The sequence below is a fragment of the Glaciecola nitratireducens FR1064 genome (genome assembly GCF_000226565.1).
GTDB classification, from domain to species: Bacteria; Pseudomonadota; Gammaproteobacteria; order Enterobacterales; family Alteromonadaceae; genus Glaciecola; species Glaciecola nitratireducens.
This window is the reverse complement of record NC_016041.1, coordinates 362,748-378,912: the sequence shown is the minus strand read 5'-3', so window position 1 is coordinate 378,912 and position 16,165 is coordinate 362,748. Positions and strand designations below refer to the sequence as shown.

Below are 16,165 nucleotides of genomic sequence, written 5' to 3'. Positions count from 1 at the left end.
ATTACTCCACGTACAACCAATCGGCCATTTGCGCACGACTGGTTTCAATTTGCTCGCGCATTGTATTTTTACCAACAATTGTTGGCTTCAGTAAAATAATGAGCTCTTTCTTAGTTTCTTTCTCACGCTTACTTTTGAACAAGTTACCCAGAATTGGAATATCGCCTAGCAGCGGTGTTTGAGAGTTTTCGGTCGTAATGATTGACTGCATCAACCCACCAATGACCACAATTTCACCCGACATTGCGCGAATAATTGTGTCTGACTCACGAATAGTGCTTTGCGCTAGCGGTAAAATGTATTGCTCTTCATTCAGGGTTATTACTTTTTCTTGCTCTTCTGTTTCAATAACCGAAGGGTGAATGTGCAGTAGAATGCTACCGTTGGCATCTATCTGCGGCGTTACGTCAAGCGCAATACCGCTAAAGAAAGGTGTTAAACCAATATCTGGTGTCACTGACGTTGAGCTAGACGTGATCGTATTTGAGGTAGATACATCCGTTACAAAGTATTCGTCATTACCTACTTTTATTACCGCCTTTTGATTGTTGATAGCAGTAACGCGGGGGCTTGAAAGCACCTGCACATTGCCCTGAGTGTCCAACAGATTGAGAACACCACTGAAATCTTTATTCAAAAATGACAGACTCGTAATGCCGCCAAGAGACGCAGTAATATCGTTTGCAAAATTACCAGCGGAAGTAGCAAAAGTAAGATCCGTGCTGCCCGCATGCGACAACACTTGAGTCCAATTAATGCCTTGTTGATACTCATCATCTAGTATCACTTCCAATATACGTGCTTCAATGATGACCTGGCGCTGTAAGCTTTCTTCGGACCTATTGAGGAAATTACCAATCGTCTTCAATTCGCTTGGCAATGCTCGTACTGACACTAAACCCGCTTGCGGGGATACCATGACAGAACGCCCCTCTTCATTGCCCAACATTTCTTTTAAACTGGTTTCTAGGTTTTTCCAGAAGTCGGTTTCAGTGCGTGTAGAAATTGAAGTGCCGTTCGAGCCGTTACCGTTGCCGATATTACTGCCGCCCTGATTGTTGTTTACCTGTGAATTTCCACTGAAATTATTTGCACCACCATTGTTATTATTTCTGCCGTTGTTATTGCTCGCATTTTCAGAAACACCACCAGAGATGATGCTGGTTTGCGTACTTCCATCGCGTTTCATCAATAAGTAATTTACAGAGAAGGTTTCGGTGCGCATGCCTGCAGGGAACACTTTATAAACGTTACCAGTGCGGTCGATATGGAATCCGTAAAGGTCAGAAACTAGGTCAAAAATAGTGTCTAGGTCAACTTGCTTAAGATCAAGAGAAATAAGACCCGTTACGCCCGGATGGATCGCAACTGAAAAAGGGGTGTCTTTTACCAATCCTGCAAAAAAGCTCACTGCATCAATCTGTCTTGCGTTGATATCGTACTTATCTGCCGTAAACAGAGTATCGCTTGGCGTAGTTATTTCGCCAGCAAGCAAATAATCAGAAACTGCTGCTTCCAATTCTGGGGCCGGTTGAGGCTCAGGCAATTGCATCTGAGCGTCAAGCTCCTTGGCAAGTGATTTTTCAACATGACTGTTCACAGGCACTTGACAACCGGCCATTGAAACGGCAATAAAACAAAGACTTAATGCTTTGCAGATACGTAAATTATTCATTATTTGTCTGCTTCTTAAAATCACTTTTCTCATTTACCAAAAACCTTAGAGGGATTGCCTCTGGTTCATTCTCATTCTTCAAAAACACGCCAGCATTGGTTATATCAGTAATGCGCCATACGCCGATTTTCTCGCCTTTTTTTAGCCAGCTACCATTAATTACGGCGTAAGATACTTGATTCTTTTTCAACACCGCGGTGATGGTCACTGCTGCATTATTATTTAGCTCGTTGGTGACACTAGCGTCTCTGCTTTGACCAGGAGGACGCGTAGGATCAGTCAGCGTGTTAGCGAGCGTTGCTCCTGATATGCTGAAAAACACGCCGAATAACACGATGCATAGTAGGACGAACTGCTTCGCTGTCTGAAAAAATCCATTAAATCTATTAGTTAACATTGATATATGCCTCGCTTCTGCTCAACGTAAACAATTCAATGTCAACTTGTGCTCTTGGATATTCACTGACTGCAAACTCGATTTCGTGCCAATGCAGCTTCCAACCCATTTGCTCGGCTGACATTAAGAAATCACGCGTATCAAAAAACGAACCTTCGAAACTAATTTTTAAACCATGTTTAAATAATTCTGGTCCAATAGCATTCGTTATAGGATTTTCTGAACTTGTCGAATCCGCATCATCTTTGAATATATTGGTAGGCGGTATAGAAGCCATACTCATTAGTTTGAGTTTTTTTGCGTTAGCAAATAATTGCTCAAGCACTAAAGGCATTGCATAAGGCGGCACTAATTGTTCAAGCTCTTCTGAAAATTGTCTTTCCAAACTCTTAATTTGCTGATTGACGTCAGCGATTTGATTGTTTAATGCAACGTCAGGATCAACATTCAGTTGCGCTTGCACTAAGTCCACGCTATTGGATCCGTTCACAAGACGAAGCTTTTGCACAGAAATTTTACCGCGAGTTTCAATTGTCTGCGTTATAGCAGGCTCAATAAAACCTAGAATGAAGACTAAACAAATTACTAGCGGCACTGCATAGAACACCAGTTTTTGTTCACGAACCGAAATTGAACTGAACTTAGCTTCGAGCTTATCCGTGAAGTTACTCATTGGTTTCTCCTCGGGCTTCTTCTATCTGGGCCGCCTGGCTTTCAATCTTGAAGCCTAGCTGGCCTTCTGTTCTAAATACTGTTGCAGCTCGAAAATCACGGTTGTTAAAGAAGCTAGTTTTCCCAATCGATTTTAACCATGAGGGTAACGCTCCCGGTTCATTAATATTGCCCTGTATTTCGATGTTCTTGTCATTAATTTTAAATGAGGTTAACCACACGCTGCTGTTGTTAATCTCAGCGAATGAAGTTAAGGCAGTTGAAAATGGCTTTTCTTGTAGCTTGCTTAAGTTAGATAATTTGTCGGCAAGATCTTTCGCTGTCGACAGTCTAAATTTTTGTGTTTCCAACTTCGACAACAGAACCGGATTTTTTTGACGATCCGTCAATTGCTTGGTTAGTTCAGCAAGCTGACGTTCTTTCGTAGCGATATCAGTTTGTATCTGTGCCAGTTCTTGCGCGCTTGATTGCTGACTTTCCCAAACAGCAAAGTACGTACCTCCCATCAGCAATAGAGTGAGGACACTAAAAACAATGGCGTTGGTTGCAGAAACCCAAACGAACTGCGGCTTAAACTCATCACGATAAAGATTAATGCGGCTGTTCATGAAGCCACCTCTGCACTTTTCAGATTACTGCTATCAGTCTCGTCTTGTTTGCGATTTTTTTGCTCAACCAGCATAGATTGCTTAACATAAGCCGCGCCTAAACAAGAAAAGCTTGCCATTTTAAAGTTGAAGCCAGAGCCACAGCTTATCTCTGGTTCAAATGGACAAACGGGCAAGCCCATATTCTCTTGAATCTGAATAGCAAGCTGCTCTGTTAATGCAGTATCTAACTTAAGTAACACTTTGCGTACCGGAGATTGTCTTAATTGGCTTTCGAAATAGTCCATAGAACGCTGTATTTGCACACACAGAGATTCAGTGATTCCCATTGAAAGCTCGTTTTCACTGTAGCTTCCTAGGTTTTCAAAACCTTTAAGACGGCGCGTAAAGTACAACTCATTATTTTTTACAATGTTCAACACGATTTCTTCACCGTGCTCCTGCACTAAACTGATCACTGCATCGTCTGATTTTGGTGTTAGTTCAACGGTAGCGGTTTCTTCAATCGAAATGATTTTTAAAGTGAGGTCAGCGTCGTAGATACCCTTGCTTATATTCGTAATATCTTTGTGTGGAATAGCAACAACGCTAAGCTTAGACTGGCCTGCTACTTGCGCTGGAGGACTCAAATAGTCGTAAACGTATTCTGTGTTTGGCGGAAGCAAATCTTTAAGTGGCCAGCCAAGTGCGGCATATACTTCTTCTTCCGGCACTTTGGGTTTCTCAATCTGCAACAACTGATACCAGTGTGATGTCAGCGAAACATAGCAATCAGTGTTGGCTAATTTATGACGCTGTACATAGTCAGCCAGTTGACCTTGCCAATTGGAGTGACTAAAACTTGCATCCAACACCCACTGCAGTTCATCACCCTTCTTTTGCAAAGCGCACAAGAGCACACTTTCACCAGAAAAAGCGATGCCGATAGAAAAGTACGATGACTTCCCTTTTAATTTTGACTTTACAAGTTGTCGCCAACTCAAACGCATAAGTAATTTGTGCCTATTGGTTGTTTTCGCTATGAAAAGATTTAGTCAACGAAGTGTTTCAATAACGATAAGTATGTTGTTGCACATATCACGTTGAGTTTGCGTTCTCTGTGTTTTATCGACTTTGAAAAAATTCTCTTAACCTATCACGCGCTTTTAATACCAAACGATTGTATGTGATCGGTTTTAGTGATTAGGTATGCGAAAACGAACCACATAATGCGCAAGTCATACGTATTATTCATTATACTGTTAGCTTCTAGTAGACCTAAAGCCAGTGTTTAGGAGGCTTTGAACGATATATTTAACGGTTTTTTATGCCCAATGATGCGTGTAATAAAGAGACAAAAATCACGCATCTCTAGGAAAAAATGGAAAATATTATTTAAGAAATCAACGCCAATACCAAGATTCCATAAGTGGTAAGAGGTTTTTCTTAGCTGCCATTCAAATTAAAGAAGAACAATGTGATTAGCGCGAAAAGGACGCAAAAGTCGGGTCAACGCGCTCTATATTAGACAATTTAGCCATGTCAGCGACATGAGCATAGAGTGACGCTTGTTTTGGCAAAAAAACGCAAAATACAATAAAGAATGGCGTCTTTAAGTTAGTTAACTGCGGTAAAAGCCTGCATATGCCAAGCCCTAATTCGACATATTCAATCCACAGTAGACAAGTCGCAAATGACGCAACTATGAGTAAAAGCATCAGCTTTAAGCTGATTTAAAACATCAAGCACCTCCACCCTGCTGCTGCAAACTCAAGAACTTCAAGGGGCCAGAGTTCTTGAATTTCAAGAGCTCTGGCCCCTTGATTTGTTTCTGCACTCTAGATACTAAAAAGCCCAGCGCTTGTGCTGGGCTTTTGGCTATTTTTGTTTCAGATCAGAAATTAGAAAGGAATGTCATCATCGAAATCAAAGTCAGGCTCTGCCATTGGCGGCGCTTTTTGCGGTGCCTGCTGAGGAGACTTTTGCGGTGACTGCTGTGCTGGCTTGTATCCACCGCCCTGCTGTCCGCCGCCTTGCTGATAGCCGCCTTGATTATTTTGGCCGCCTTGTGGAGACTGCTGATAACCGCCGCCTTGGCCGCCGCCACCTTGACCACCGCCACTTTCATTACGGCCGCCTAACATCTGTAGCTGGTCAGCAATGACTTCTGTTGTGTAACGATCGTTACCTTGTTGGTCCTGCCATTTGCGAGTTTGCAATTTACCTTCCAAGTAAATTTGCGAGCCTTTTTTCAAATACTCACCCGCAATTTCTGCCAAACGACGGTACATAGTTACTTTGTGCCATTCTGTTTTTTCTTGAAGTTGACCCTGTTGATCTTTCCAACTTTCACTAGTGGCGATACTCAAATTGGCAACGGCGTTACCATTAGGCATGTAACGAACTTCGGGATCGTTGCCTAAATTGCCAACTAAGATTACTTTATTCACACCTCTAGAGGCCATGCTAACTCCTGTTTTTTACACTTTTAAATTGTTTTAATAGTCGAATTCATTAGCACCGGATGCTTAAACTAATATGCAAATTGATAATAGTATTGTGCATTATACAGGCGCAATGATGACGTCAATATTCTGGTGACTAATATACTATTGTATTTGATGTATTGCACACCCAATTCGCCCAATTTTGAGATAATCTATTCTTTGGATCGAGTACAGGTTTTGCCTTGTTTGAATTCTTCCCTAGCTAATCAATGCGTTAGCTTTTTCTATGTCGAAGCCCTTGCTGTCGACTTTTAAATACACTGCATTTTTTTCTACATCGACAAATACTTCCTGTACGCCGTCAAGTTTAGCAAAATCACTTTCCAACTGTATTTTATTTGCTGCCAGTTTATCACCGCCTAAGTTTTGAATTGCGAGTGTGACTCTTTTAATTTTCGTCGCTTGTTGCAATCCCAAAGCCATGTACATAGCAACAGCGATGAAAACTAAGCAAGCCATTAAAGCGAGTTTAGGACCCAACCATCCCGTCAGCAAGCCAGATATAAGTCCGCCTAGAAACGCACCAAAAAATTGGCAACTAGCATAAATCCCCATCGCGCTGCCTTTTTTGCCAGCAGGGGCTATGCTCGAAACCATCACCGGCATATGCGCCTCCATATAGTTGAAGCCGCCAAAAAATAAAGTACCAGCAACGATAATGATGAGCCAGTTCACTTCTGGTAACAGCAGTAGCCCGAACCCTGATGCCATTAGTGCTAGTGATATAATGAAGGACGTTGATGTTTGCAGGGGCTTACACACTTTCATTAGAACAACTAAAATCAATATCGAAATGAACAAAATTGGCGTATAAATTTTCCAATGTTCATCAAGACCAAAACTAGCCTGAGTAAGCAAGGTCGGAACTTGCACGAAAAAACAAGTGATCAGCAAGTGAACCGTCAACACGCTTGCATTTAAACGCCAAAGACTCGGGTCTTTGGCAAGGTTTTTTAATTGACTCAATTGCGGCAGTGCATCGCCAGATGGGCTGCTTGCTTCAGGATTAGGCACGCCAAACTTCACCAAGGGTAGACAACAAAGAGTCAGTATTGCCGTAATCCAAAAAATCCCCTGAATGCCATAGTATCCAGCAATTATTGGGCCGGTTAACAAGGCTACATAAAATGAAAAACCAATGGAAACACCTATAATCGCCATTACTTTTGCACGCTCTGATTCACGCGTGACGTCAGCTGCCAAGGCTATTACAGCACCGGCAATCGCGCCCGCACCTTGCAAAATTCGTCCTACCGTGAGCATGGTCATGGTATCTGCATTAGCAGCAATTAGGCTGCCAATCGCAAAGAAACAAAGCCCCATATAAATAACAGGCTTTCGTCCCCACTTATCAGACAAGACGCCCATGGGGATCTGCAGTATCGCTTGCGTTAATCCGTAGCCGCCAATAGCTAAGCCAACTAAAAGGGGTGAATAATCTGGATACTCTACAGCCGCAATTGCTAAAACTGGAATAACCATAAATAAGCCAAGCATACGCAAAACGTAGACTAAGGCTAAGCTAATGGCTGCACGTGTTTCTTGTGGGTTCAACTTATTGTTATTTCCATTGGTAGATAATAATCAATCTGCATTGCGCAGAACATAACGAAGGCGTGCAATATTAGCATAAGAATCTGATTGACTCATCACCGTATGAATCATTATCTGATCTAGTGAGCGGCCGGCAGTATTATCTGCTTTACGACCGCCTGTGCGATGCACCGCATGATCCCTTCTATGTAAGAAGCGTAACAAACGAATATTTTCTCGTAAATTTGTGTCATACTAATCGATTGTTCTGGCACCATCTCATCTAAGGCAATATGGATAAAATAGAAGTTCGCGGGGCTCGCACCCATAACCTGAAAAACATCAATATTGAACTCCCAAGAAACAAGCTAGTTGTTATCACTGGTTTGTCTGGTTCTGGGAAATCTTCGCTGGCGTTTGATACGCTGTACGCAGAAGGGCAGCGTCGCTACGTGGAGTCCTTATCTGCATACGCAAGACAGTTTTTGTCAATGATGGAAAAGCCAGACGTTGACCATATTGCGGGATTATCGCCTGCTATATCGATAGAACAAAAGTCAACCTCGCACAACCCGCGTTCAACCGTAGGAACAATCACAGAAATCTACGATTATCTGCGCCTATTGTTTGCGAGAGTCGGCGTACCAAAATGCCCAGACCATGATGTCGCGCTAAATGCACAAACTGTCAGCCAAATGGTTGACCGAGTATTGGAAATGCCTGAAGGCACCAAGCTCATGCTGCTCGCGCCTGTTGTCCAAGATCGCAAGGGCGAGCATGTAAAAACCTTGGAAGGCCTGTGTGCTCAGGGTTTCATCCGAGCTCGTATTGACGGTGAAGTTTGCGACCTAACCGATCCACCTACCTTAGACCTGCACAAGAAACACACCATTGAGGTTGTCGTTGACCGCTTTAAAGTGCGTGATGATTTGCAGCTACGTTTGGCTGAAAGCTTTGAAACTGCGCTTACTCTTTCCGCTGGCTCAGCCAAAGTAGCCTATATGGATGATGCTGAAAAACATAAAGAAGAAATCGTGTTTTCAGCCAACTTCGCATGTCCACACTGTGGTTACAGCATCACAGAGCTTGAGCCTAGAATTTTCTCATTCAATAATCCAGCTGGCGCTTGTCAAACCTGCGATGGTCTAGGCACAAGACAATTTTTCGACCCGCATAGAGTCGTGGGTAACCACGAAATTAGTTTAAGTGGAGGCGCAATCCGTGGTTGGGATAAACGCAGCTACTATTATTTCCAAATGCTGCAGTCGGTTGCGGACCATTACGGGTTTGATTTAAATAAGCCCTTTGAGAAGTTAGATGAGACAGCGAAAGAGCTTGTCTTATATGGCAGTAAAGGCACATCAATTAAGTTTAAGTACATTAATGAACGCGGCGACATCATGGAGCGCAAGCATCCATTCGAAGGCATTATTCCAAATATGGAACGTCGTTTTCGCGAAACTGAATCTAATACCGTGCGCGAAGAACTCGGCAAATATATGAGCAATCAGTTTTGCTCTGCATGTTCAGGAACCCGTTTAAGACTCGAAGCTCGCAATGTATTCATCGAAGGCACAACCTTGCCAGAAGTTGCAGAAAAGTCGATTGCCGAGTGTTTGAGTTTCTTCTCAAATTTAGAGCTTGTTGGCCAACGCGCGGCAATTGCCGATAAAATATTGAAAGAAATAAAAGACCGCTTGGCCTTCTTAGTCAATGTCGGTTTGAACTACCTATCGCTTTCTCGCAGCGCAGATACACTATCAGGCGGTGAGGCTCAGCGTATCCGTCTTGCTAGCCAAATTGGTGCCGGTTTAGTGGGTGTAATGTATGTGTTAGATGAGCCATCTATCGGCTTGCACCAACGCGACAATGCTAGGCTGCTCGAAACGCTTCGTCATTTGCGCGACCTAGGCAACACAGTTATCGTTGTTGAACACGATGAGGACGCAATAAAAGAAGCAGATTATATCGTTGATATTGGTCCGGGCGCAGGCGTGCATGGTGGTGAAATCATTGCTCAAGGCCAGCTTGAAGACATCATGAACAGTGAACATTCACTCACGGGTAAATACCTTTCGGGTAGAGAGTTCATTACCATACCGAAGAAGCGAAATAGCACAAAAGATCGTAAATGGGTGAAGTTGACAGGCGCCACAGGCAATAATTTACAATCCGTTAATTTAAAGATACCGCAAGGATTAATGACTTGTATTACAGGGGTATCTGGTTCAGGTAAATCGACGCTAATTAACGATACTTTTTATCGTATTGCACAGCGCGAATTGAACCGTGCAACCACTAACGAGCCAGCACCATACAAGACAATCACAGGTTTAGAACACATGGATAAGGTGGTTGATATTGACCAGAGCCCTATCGGCAGAACGCCGCGTTCTAACCCTGCAACTTACGCAGGTATTTTCACGCCAATTCGTGAGATTTTTGCTGGTACTCAAGAATCGCGTTCACGCGGTTATAAACCTGGGCGCTTTAGCTTTAACGTTAAGGGCGGACGTTGCGAAGCTTGTCAGGGCGATGGATTGATCAAAGTAGAAATGCACTTTTTACCTGACGTCTATGTCCCTTGCGATGTGTGTGCCGCCAAACGATACAATCGTGAAACACTTGAAATTCGTTACAAAAACAAAAACATTCATGAAATTTTGGAAATGACCGTTGAGGACGCTCGTGATTTCTTTGATGCAATACCGTCAATTAATCGCAAACTACAAACCTTGATGGATGTAGGCCTGTCCTATATTCGATTGGGTCAGTCTGCCACGACGCTGTCAGGCGGCGAAGCGCAACGCGTTAAGCTTGCCAAAGAATTGTCTAAGCGAGACACCGGTCAAACCCTTTATATCTTAGATGAGCCGACAACAGGCCTGCATTTCCACGACATCAAGCAGTTGCTTGAAGTACTGCATCGTCTGCGTGATCATGGCAACACGGTAGTGGTCATCGAGCACAACTTAGATGTTGTGAAAACAGCGGATTGGGTAATTGACCTAGGGCCCGAAGGTGGTTCTGGTGGTGGTCTTATCGTTGCTGAAGGAACGCCAGAGGACATTTGCAAGGTTGAAGCATCGCATACCGGTAAATTCCTAGCGCCAATGTTAGCTGTGCAACAGGGTAAACAATAACTATTTAGGTATCCCCTCAAGAGATGAAAGGAGAAATAGGTGTTAAGTATTGAATTCGATGTTCGCTTTTATGAAACGGACGCACTGCAGCATGTCAGTAATACAGTATTAGTGGGATGGTTTGAAACTGCTCGCCTACCAATATTCAAATACTTTACACCTGATTTGGACCTGAATAATTGGCCGCTTATTTTGGCTAATTACAACGTTGATTTCTTAGAGCAGATTTATTTGGCGGGTCCTGTTGAGGTCAAAACTTGGGTGAGCCGCATTGGCAATAGCTCTTTTGTCGTTTACCAAGAGCTATGGCAGTCAAATACAAAAAAAGCCAAGGGAACAACAACGCTTGTTCGCTTTGACTATGCCAGTAAAAAGTCGGTGCGCATCCCTGACGATATTCGCGCCAAGCTTGAAGAACATAAAATAGAACTTGAATAAGACTTACGGACAATTTTCAAGTCAGTAAGATAAGAAGGGAAGGTCTGGTGAAGAATACCGATTTTATTAGCGTTATTGATAATGCTCTATCGCCCCAGTTATGTCAGCAAATAATCGATATATTTGAAACCAGCGAGCACCTAGCCCCCGGTGAAACAGGCGGAGGTGTGGACACTTCTAAGAAACGTTCAACCGATGTTTCTATTTCTCGCCATGCAGAATTTAAAGAGATTTCTCCGCAAGTCAGTGCAGTCACTGGCAAGCATCTTGTCGACTACTTCAAAGCTTATTATTTCGCGTTAATTGGCCCAATCGGCTTAACCATGGCAGATATAAACACAGGTAAGCCAGTAAAATTAACCGCCGATAACTTCAACGAACAGGCCCTCCCCAGATTACCGCAAATTGTAAATTACTTGTTTAGAATGGGCGAAATTAACGCACAAAAATATACTGCTGGTGATGGCGGTTATCCATATTGGCATTCTGAAAACTATCCGCAAAAAGGGTCAACTGATGCCCTGCATCGCAACTTATTGTTCATGTTTTATTTGAATGATGTAGAGGAAGGTGGCGAAACCGAGTTTTACTATCAAGATAAGAAAATTAAGCCGAAAGCTGGCAGAATGGTAATTGCCCCCAGTGGTTTTACGCATACTCACCGCGGCAATGTGCCAACTTCCAACGATAAATACATTCTAACGTCTTGGGTGCTATTTAATCCTGCCGAGCATATATTCGCTGGCAGTTAATTGCTCAGCTATAAATGCAGCAGGCTATGTGTGCCTTTCAGCCTAATGTGCCATGGAATGATGCAAGGTGCTCTTATGCGAAGCGTTGGCGCAAATAATCTATAATCTCGGAAGACTCATACAACCAAGTAGTTCCTGTAGCTGACTCAATGCGCAAGCAAGGTGTTTGAACCTTTCCACCGCCTTGAAGCAGCTCATCGCGATAAGGCGAGCCCTTCGATACATTGCGTTTAACTATCGGCAAATTCATTTTATACATTGCACGGCGAGTCTTAATACAAAACGGACAGGCAAAAAATTGATACAGCGTAAACTCCTGTAACTCTTTTTCAAGCTGTTGCTGGTTTTCTTTTGTGCGCTTTAACTTGCTACCGCGGGTAATAACATCAAAAAAAGCAATGATGCCACCAAGTAAGTTGCGAATTAGGTTAATGATTACGCTCATTTGTACTGCTCAATAGGTGATAATTTACGGGCGCAGAGTATACCTAAACTAGATTTTTATGTCTTGATGAATCGCTGTAAGACCGTAATCAATTCTTTGCGATCAATCGGCTTGCCAATATGAGCATTCATACCAACACGACGCGCATTGGCAACATCTTCCTGCAGCACTGAGGCACTGAGCGCAATAATTGGCGTGACTTTGTCTCTTAGACGTATTGCTTTGGTCGCCTCGAAGCCATCTACGTTTGGCATCTGTAAATCCATGAATATAATATCAAAGCAACAATCCTTCGTTACTTCAATGCCATGCTTTCCATCATTTGCCAACGCTACATCAAGTCCGAACGACGTTAAAATTTCGTATGCGACAATCTGATTAATTTCATTATCTTCTACAACCAATACTTTGCCGGTGAACTGCGGCATTTCTCTTTGCTCATCGTTATACATATTGATAGGTAACTGCTCGCTTTTTTCTAAGCACAGCCGAAAATAAAACTGGCTGCCAATATTCTCTTTGCTCTCAAGCCATATTTCACCGCCTAAATTATCAAGCAAGCTTTTCGATATTTGCAGTCCGAGGCCAGTTCCGCCATATTCGCGCGTCGTCGACCTATTCGCTTGAACAAATGGCGAAAAAATATCTTTCAAACTTTCATCTGAAATACCAATACCTGTATCCTCTACACAAAACTCTAAGGTTTGAGCTGCTGCACTGTCCTCAATCACCTTAAGCGAAATATTGACCAGACCATTTTTTGGGGTGAATTTGATGGCATTACTTACTAAGTTATTAAGAATTTGAGTGATCCTCGTCGGATCGCCCATGAGCGAAAAATCTACAGATTTATCGACCTTTGCTGCTAATTGTATATCTTTATTAGCCGCTAACGTTTGAAAAAAAAGTGTCGTTTCATTAATTATTTCACGGAGGCTTATCGGCACGCTTTCAATGACAAGCTTGCCTGCAGCAAGCTTTGTATGGTCAAGTATGTCGTTCAAAATAGTGTTTAAGGTAGAGCCTGCCCGTTTTATCCTTTCAAGCTTAGGTCGCTGTTCCTCCGTGATAGTCGATGACAGAATAATATCAGCTAAACCGATGATGCCATTCATTGGCGTGCGAATTTCGTGTGACATCGTGGCTAAAAAAACAGACTGTGCATGATTAGCCTTTCGCTCACCTTCTAATGCTTCATTTAACGCATCGGACTTGTCCAAACTATCTACTAACGCTTTCTCTAAAAACGATGCCAATAGAAATACCGTGATACCAATAAACACATTAGTGACAGACAATCGCAACCAAATTCCAGGATCATATTCGACTGGTGAGAGTGGTACTAATAATGTAGAGCTTGCGATTACAAATATTGAGATAGTTCGCCAGTATCCTTTAGTTAACATCACAGGAAAAATGGTTGTCAGCGATATTAAAGTGGCTGGAAAAATACCATTGAGCAATACAAGGACAAGCGTAGAAGGAACAGTTAAGACCACCCAAATTTTTGCGCAAACATTGCTGTATTTCTTCTTATACAATCCAATGATTGAAAGTAAAAACCAAAAAATTGGGAAAGCCCAAGCGAAAATGGGGTTTTGAGGCGCTGCTGCTATGATAACCAACGCAATGAGAATGCAAAAAACAATGAGAACCTTGAAGCCGGTTTCCTGTAAAATGGCTTCAACTTTGCTTGTGTTAGTTAATACAGTTTCCAATGTTTCAATCTCTAAGGGCTTTCTTGAAAAAAAATATTTCGAACATCATGCTCATCGAGTTTGCAAAATCAAAAAAACTTAACTAGCTTGGCTACCTGAGCGGAAAAGCTTTTTTCTTTAGTACTTAAACTGCTGCATAATACGGTTAAAGTCTTTTGATAGCTGCTCTAGCTCAGAGCTAACCAAAGTTAACTGTTCAGAACTGGACGTCGTATCCTCTGTGCGTGCATTAATTTCATCAACATTGGACGAAATCATATCCGCTACTTTTTGTTGCTCGCCAGTGGAATTAGCAATTTGGTCATTCATGCGTGTTATGCGACTAATGGTCTCCGTAATTGCATTCAAACTTGCACCCGCTTTATTTGCTTCATCAACACTAACCGCAGCCTGCTCTGTCCCCTTCGCCATGACTGAAACTGCAGAGCGCGCTGCACTTTGGAGTTGTTCAATGGTTGCTTGAATCTCTTCTGTCGACTTTTGGGTGCGTGAGGCCAATGTCCTTACTTCATCAGCAACAACCGCAAATCCACGGCCTTGTTCGCCTGCTCGAGCTGCTTCAATGGCAGCATTCAAAGCCAACAAATTAGTTTGTTCTGCAATGCCTTTAATCACGTCTAATACTACGCCAACCTGATTTGAGTCTTGCTCTAGCTTCTTAATAACTACTGCGGTTTCTTCTACTCTAGCGGCCAAACTTTGAATACTAGCTACCGTTTGGTTCACGACTCGTTGACCATCGTCCGCCGCGGTCGATGCTTCGCCAGCTGCATTAGCTGCTTCGTTAGCACTCGTTGCAACAGCACCTACGCTATTCGTCATTTCATCAACAGCTGATTTAGCATCCGCCGCAGCCATTTGCTGTGACGAAATGGTAACGCGCGCTTGATTTGACACTTGATTTAAGTTTTCAGCTAAGTTTGATAAAGGCTTACTTGAGTTACCAATATCCCTCACAACTCCCTGCAGCTTTTCAATAAATTGATTAAACCAGTGAACCAAATCGCCAATTTCATCGGCGTTATCCGTTTTAATTCGGATGGTTAAATCGCCGTCGCCTTGCGCCATATCTTTCAACGAACTAACAACATCTACAATGCTTTTACGCAAGTTGTTCACAATAGGAAGGGCTGTTAAAAACAAGATAACCATGGTTGCTAGCCCCATGAAAATACCGATTTTAATGAGCGACTTTGCAGATTCATTAGCACTACTGATGGCATTTTCAAAAGACACTTCGCGCTGTCCACTAAACGCTTTTAAATCAGCATTTGCTCTGTCGTAAGAAGCGTTCATGTCTTGCAACGCAGTCTGTAACTTTGAAAAGTCGGCTGTATTATCAACCATTGACTTACTGACATCGTAAGCCGTTTTAAAATAAGAATCGAAGGCTTTTAAGATTGGGCTGACGTCTTTCGCCATGTTGTTATCGAGCTGGATGATGAACTTTAGATTGTCAGACGTTCTGGTGGCAAGCGTCTCGGCCTTAATCAAACTATCTTCATCACCTGTGGTCACAGCGGCACTAAGCGTTTCTTTTACGCCCTCCATTGAATTCAGTGCTTCCCTTGACTTTAACAGGGCTGGCGTCTGCTTTGTCCGAGCATCATCAAGAAGAGCCACATTGGCATATGCGGTATATGTGCTTATGCCTATGTAGATACCAAAGCTAAGTGTTCCAATAATTGGAATTAAAAACAGCTTTTGAGCAATTGATAGTTTCGCCAAAAAATTCATACTTTACCCAACTTATAATGTGATTACGCACTAGTTCGTGCAAAAATAACGTGTGCGCCTAGCCTTCGAACTCAGTTACAGCTTGGCCTTTCAGCGTGTAGCCAACGGTCGCGATATCGCCCTTCCAACCATCGGTAGACAAGATACCTGTTACCCAAACAGCGTCGTATAAGTTGGTTATCGGCACACCTTCAGAAAATTTAACATAAACTATCTGATTTGATGGTGGAGGCGGTACATGAATGCAAGCGCCAAAATACGGAACCAGTAAAAACTCAGTAATATTATCGGCGTCACCTTCGAGTGGAACCACAAAACCTGGAATTTTAACAAACTGACCATTCAACGATTGAAGCAGCGGTGCATCCGGCTCCAGTTGGGTCATATTGCCGTTATGATCAATTGCGCTCGGCGGTACAACATAGCCTTTTGGCACCATATCTTCCCAATATAGTTCTTTCGGTTCGTTGTCTATATTCGCCATTGAAACAGCCGTAAATAAGCATCCGATCAGCATTAATAAAACAACGTTTATTTTTGTTTTCAACAAGTTCTCCTTGG

15 protein-coding genes are annotated in these 16,165 nt (G+C 42.8%); 4 read left to right on the top strand and 11 right to left on the bottom strand.

The window, feature by feature from the left end; genetic code table 11:
• Position 1 precedes the first annotated feature (1 nt).
• From mshL to GNIT_RS01545, 7 genes are all read right to left on the bottom strand, one after another.
• A complete protein-coding gene (gene mshL, locus GNIT_RS01580; RefSeq protein ID WP_014107368.1) occupies positions 2 to 1,675 on the bottom strand; it encodes a pilus (MSHA type) biogenesis protein MshL in 1,674 nt (557 codons plus the stop codon).
• Positions 1,668 to 2,072 (bottom strand): hypothetical protein, encoded by a 405-nt coding sequence (locus tag GNIT_RS01575; protein ID WP_148261676.1) that lies wholly within the window; start codon positions 2,070 to 2,072, stop codon positions 1,668 to 1,670. The genes mshL and GNIT_RS01575 overlap by 8 nt, the downstream gene beginning before the upstream one ends.
• Positions 2,062 to 2,745 carry a hypothetical protein gene (locus GNIT_RS01570; protein ID WP_014107366.1) on the bottom strand — a complete coding sequence of 228 codons (684 nt, stop codon included), beginning with the start codon at positions 2,743 to 2,745 and terminating at the stop codon, positions 2,062 to 2,064. The genes GNIT_RS01575 and GNIT_RS01570 overlap by 11 nt, the downstream gene beginning before the upstream one ends.
• Positions 2,738 to 3,352 (bottom strand): PilN domain-containing protein, encoded by a 615-nt coding sequence (locus GNIT_RS01565; protein ID WP_014107365.1) that lies wholly within the window; start codon positions 3,350 to 3,352, stop codon positions 2,738 to 2,740. Before GNIT_RS01565 ends, GNIT_RS01570 begins: the two co-directional genes overlap by 8 nt.
• Positions 3,349 to 4,341 (bottom strand): type IV pilus biogenesis protein PilM, encoded by a 993-nt coding sequence (gene pilM / locus GNIT_RS01560; protein WP_014107364.1) that lies wholly within the window; start codon positions 4,339 to 4,341, stop codon positions 3,349 to 3,351. The genes GNIT_RS01565 and pilM overlap by 4 nt, the downstream gene beginning before the upstream one ends.
• An 891-nt stretch (positions 4,342 to 5,232) precedes the next feature.
• A complete protein-coding gene (ssb, locus tag GNIT_RS01550; protein ID WP_014107363.1) occupies positions 5,233 to 5,796 on the bottom strand; it encodes a single-stranded DNA-binding protein in 564 nt (187 codons plus the stop codon).
• Positions 5,797 to 6,036: 240 nt separating this feature from the next.
• Positions 6,037 to 7,392: an MFS transporter gene (locus tag GNIT_RS01545; protein WP_014107362.1), complete on the bottom strand. Its 1,356-nt coding sequence runs from the start codon at positions 7,390 to 7,392 to the stop codon at positions 6,037 to 6,039.
• Positions 7,393 to 7,664: 272 nt separating this feature from the next.
• On the opposite strand from GNIT_RS01545, the gene uvrA reads away from it, so the two are divergent.
• Genes uvrA through GNIT_RS01530 form a run of 3 tightly spaced genes read left to right on the top strand, consistent with a single transcriptional unit; the run spans position 7,665 to position 11,704 of the window.
• Positions 7,665 to 10,514, top strand: a complete 2,850-nt coding sequence (gene uvrA / locus GNIT_RS01540) for an excinuclease ABC subunit UvrA (RefSeq protein ID WP_014107360.1) — start codon at positions 7,665 to 7,667, stop codon at positions 10,512 to 10,514.
• 39 nt (positions 10,515 to 10,553) lie between these two features.
• Positions 10,554 to 10,952 (top strand): acyl-CoA thioesterase, encoded by a 399-nt coding sequence (locus GNIT_RS01535; RefSeq protein WP_014107359.1) that lies wholly within the window; start codon positions 10,554 to 10,556, stop codon positions 10,950 to 10,952.
• 44 nt (positions 10,953 to 10,996) lie between these two features.
• A complete protein-coding gene (locus GNIT_RS01530) occupies positions 10,997 to 11,704 on the top strand; it encodes a 2OG-Fe(II) oxygenase (RefSeq protein ID WP_041246254.1) in 708 nt (235 codons plus the stop codon).
• A gap of 73 nt (positions 11,705 to 11,777) precedes the next feature.
• On the opposite strand, the gene GNIT_RS01525 is transcribed toward GNIT_RS01530, so the two are convergent.
• Entirely contained in the window at positions 11,778 to 12,149 is a 372-nt protein-coding gene (locus tag GNIT_RS01525) for a glutathione S-transferase N-terminal domain-containing protein (RefSeq protein ID WP_014107357.1), read from the bottom strand.
• 56 nt (positions 12,150 to 12,205) lie between these two features.
• Positions 12,206 to 13,447 carry an ATP-binding protein gene (locus GNIT_RS01520; protein ID WP_014107356.1) on the bottom strand — a complete coding sequence of 414 codons (1,242 nt, stop codon included), beginning with the start codon at positions 13,445 to 13,447 and terminating at the stop codon, positions 12,206 to 12,208.
• Here GNIT_RS01520 and GNIT_RS18320 point away from each other — a divergent pair.
• The gene (locus GNIT_RS18320; RefSeq protein WP_238526926.1) at positions 13,437 to 13,751 is read left to right on the top strand and encodes a hypothetical protein; all 315 of its coding nucleotides are present in this window, start codon (positions 13,437 to 13,439) and stop codon (positions 13,749 to 13,751) included. The two genes, GNIT_RS01520 and GNIT_RS18320, sit on opposite strands and share 11 nt — an antisense overlap.
• A gap of 233 nt (positions 13,752 to 13,984) precedes the next feature.
• On the opposite strand, the gene GNIT_RS01515 is transcribed toward GNIT_RS18320, so the two are convergent.
• Both GNIT_RS01515 and GNIT_RS01510 read right to left on the bottom strand, forming a co-directional pair.
• The gene (locus GNIT_RS01515; protein ID WP_014107353.1) at positions 13,985 to 15,604 is read right to left on the bottom strand and encodes a methyl-accepting chemotaxis protein; all 1,620 of its coding nucleotides are present in this window, start codon (positions 15,602 to 15,604) and stop codon (positions 13,985 to 13,987) included.
• A 58-nt stretch (positions 15,605 to 15,662) separates the two neighbouring features.
• On the bottom strand, positions 15,663 to 16,121 hold the full coding sequence (locus GNIT_RS01510; RefSeq protein WP_041246555.1) for a DUF3299 domain-containing protein: 459 nt from the start codon (positions 16,119 to 16,121) through the stop codon (positions 15,663 to 15,665).
• Positions 16,122 to 16,165 lie beyond the last annotated feature (44 nt).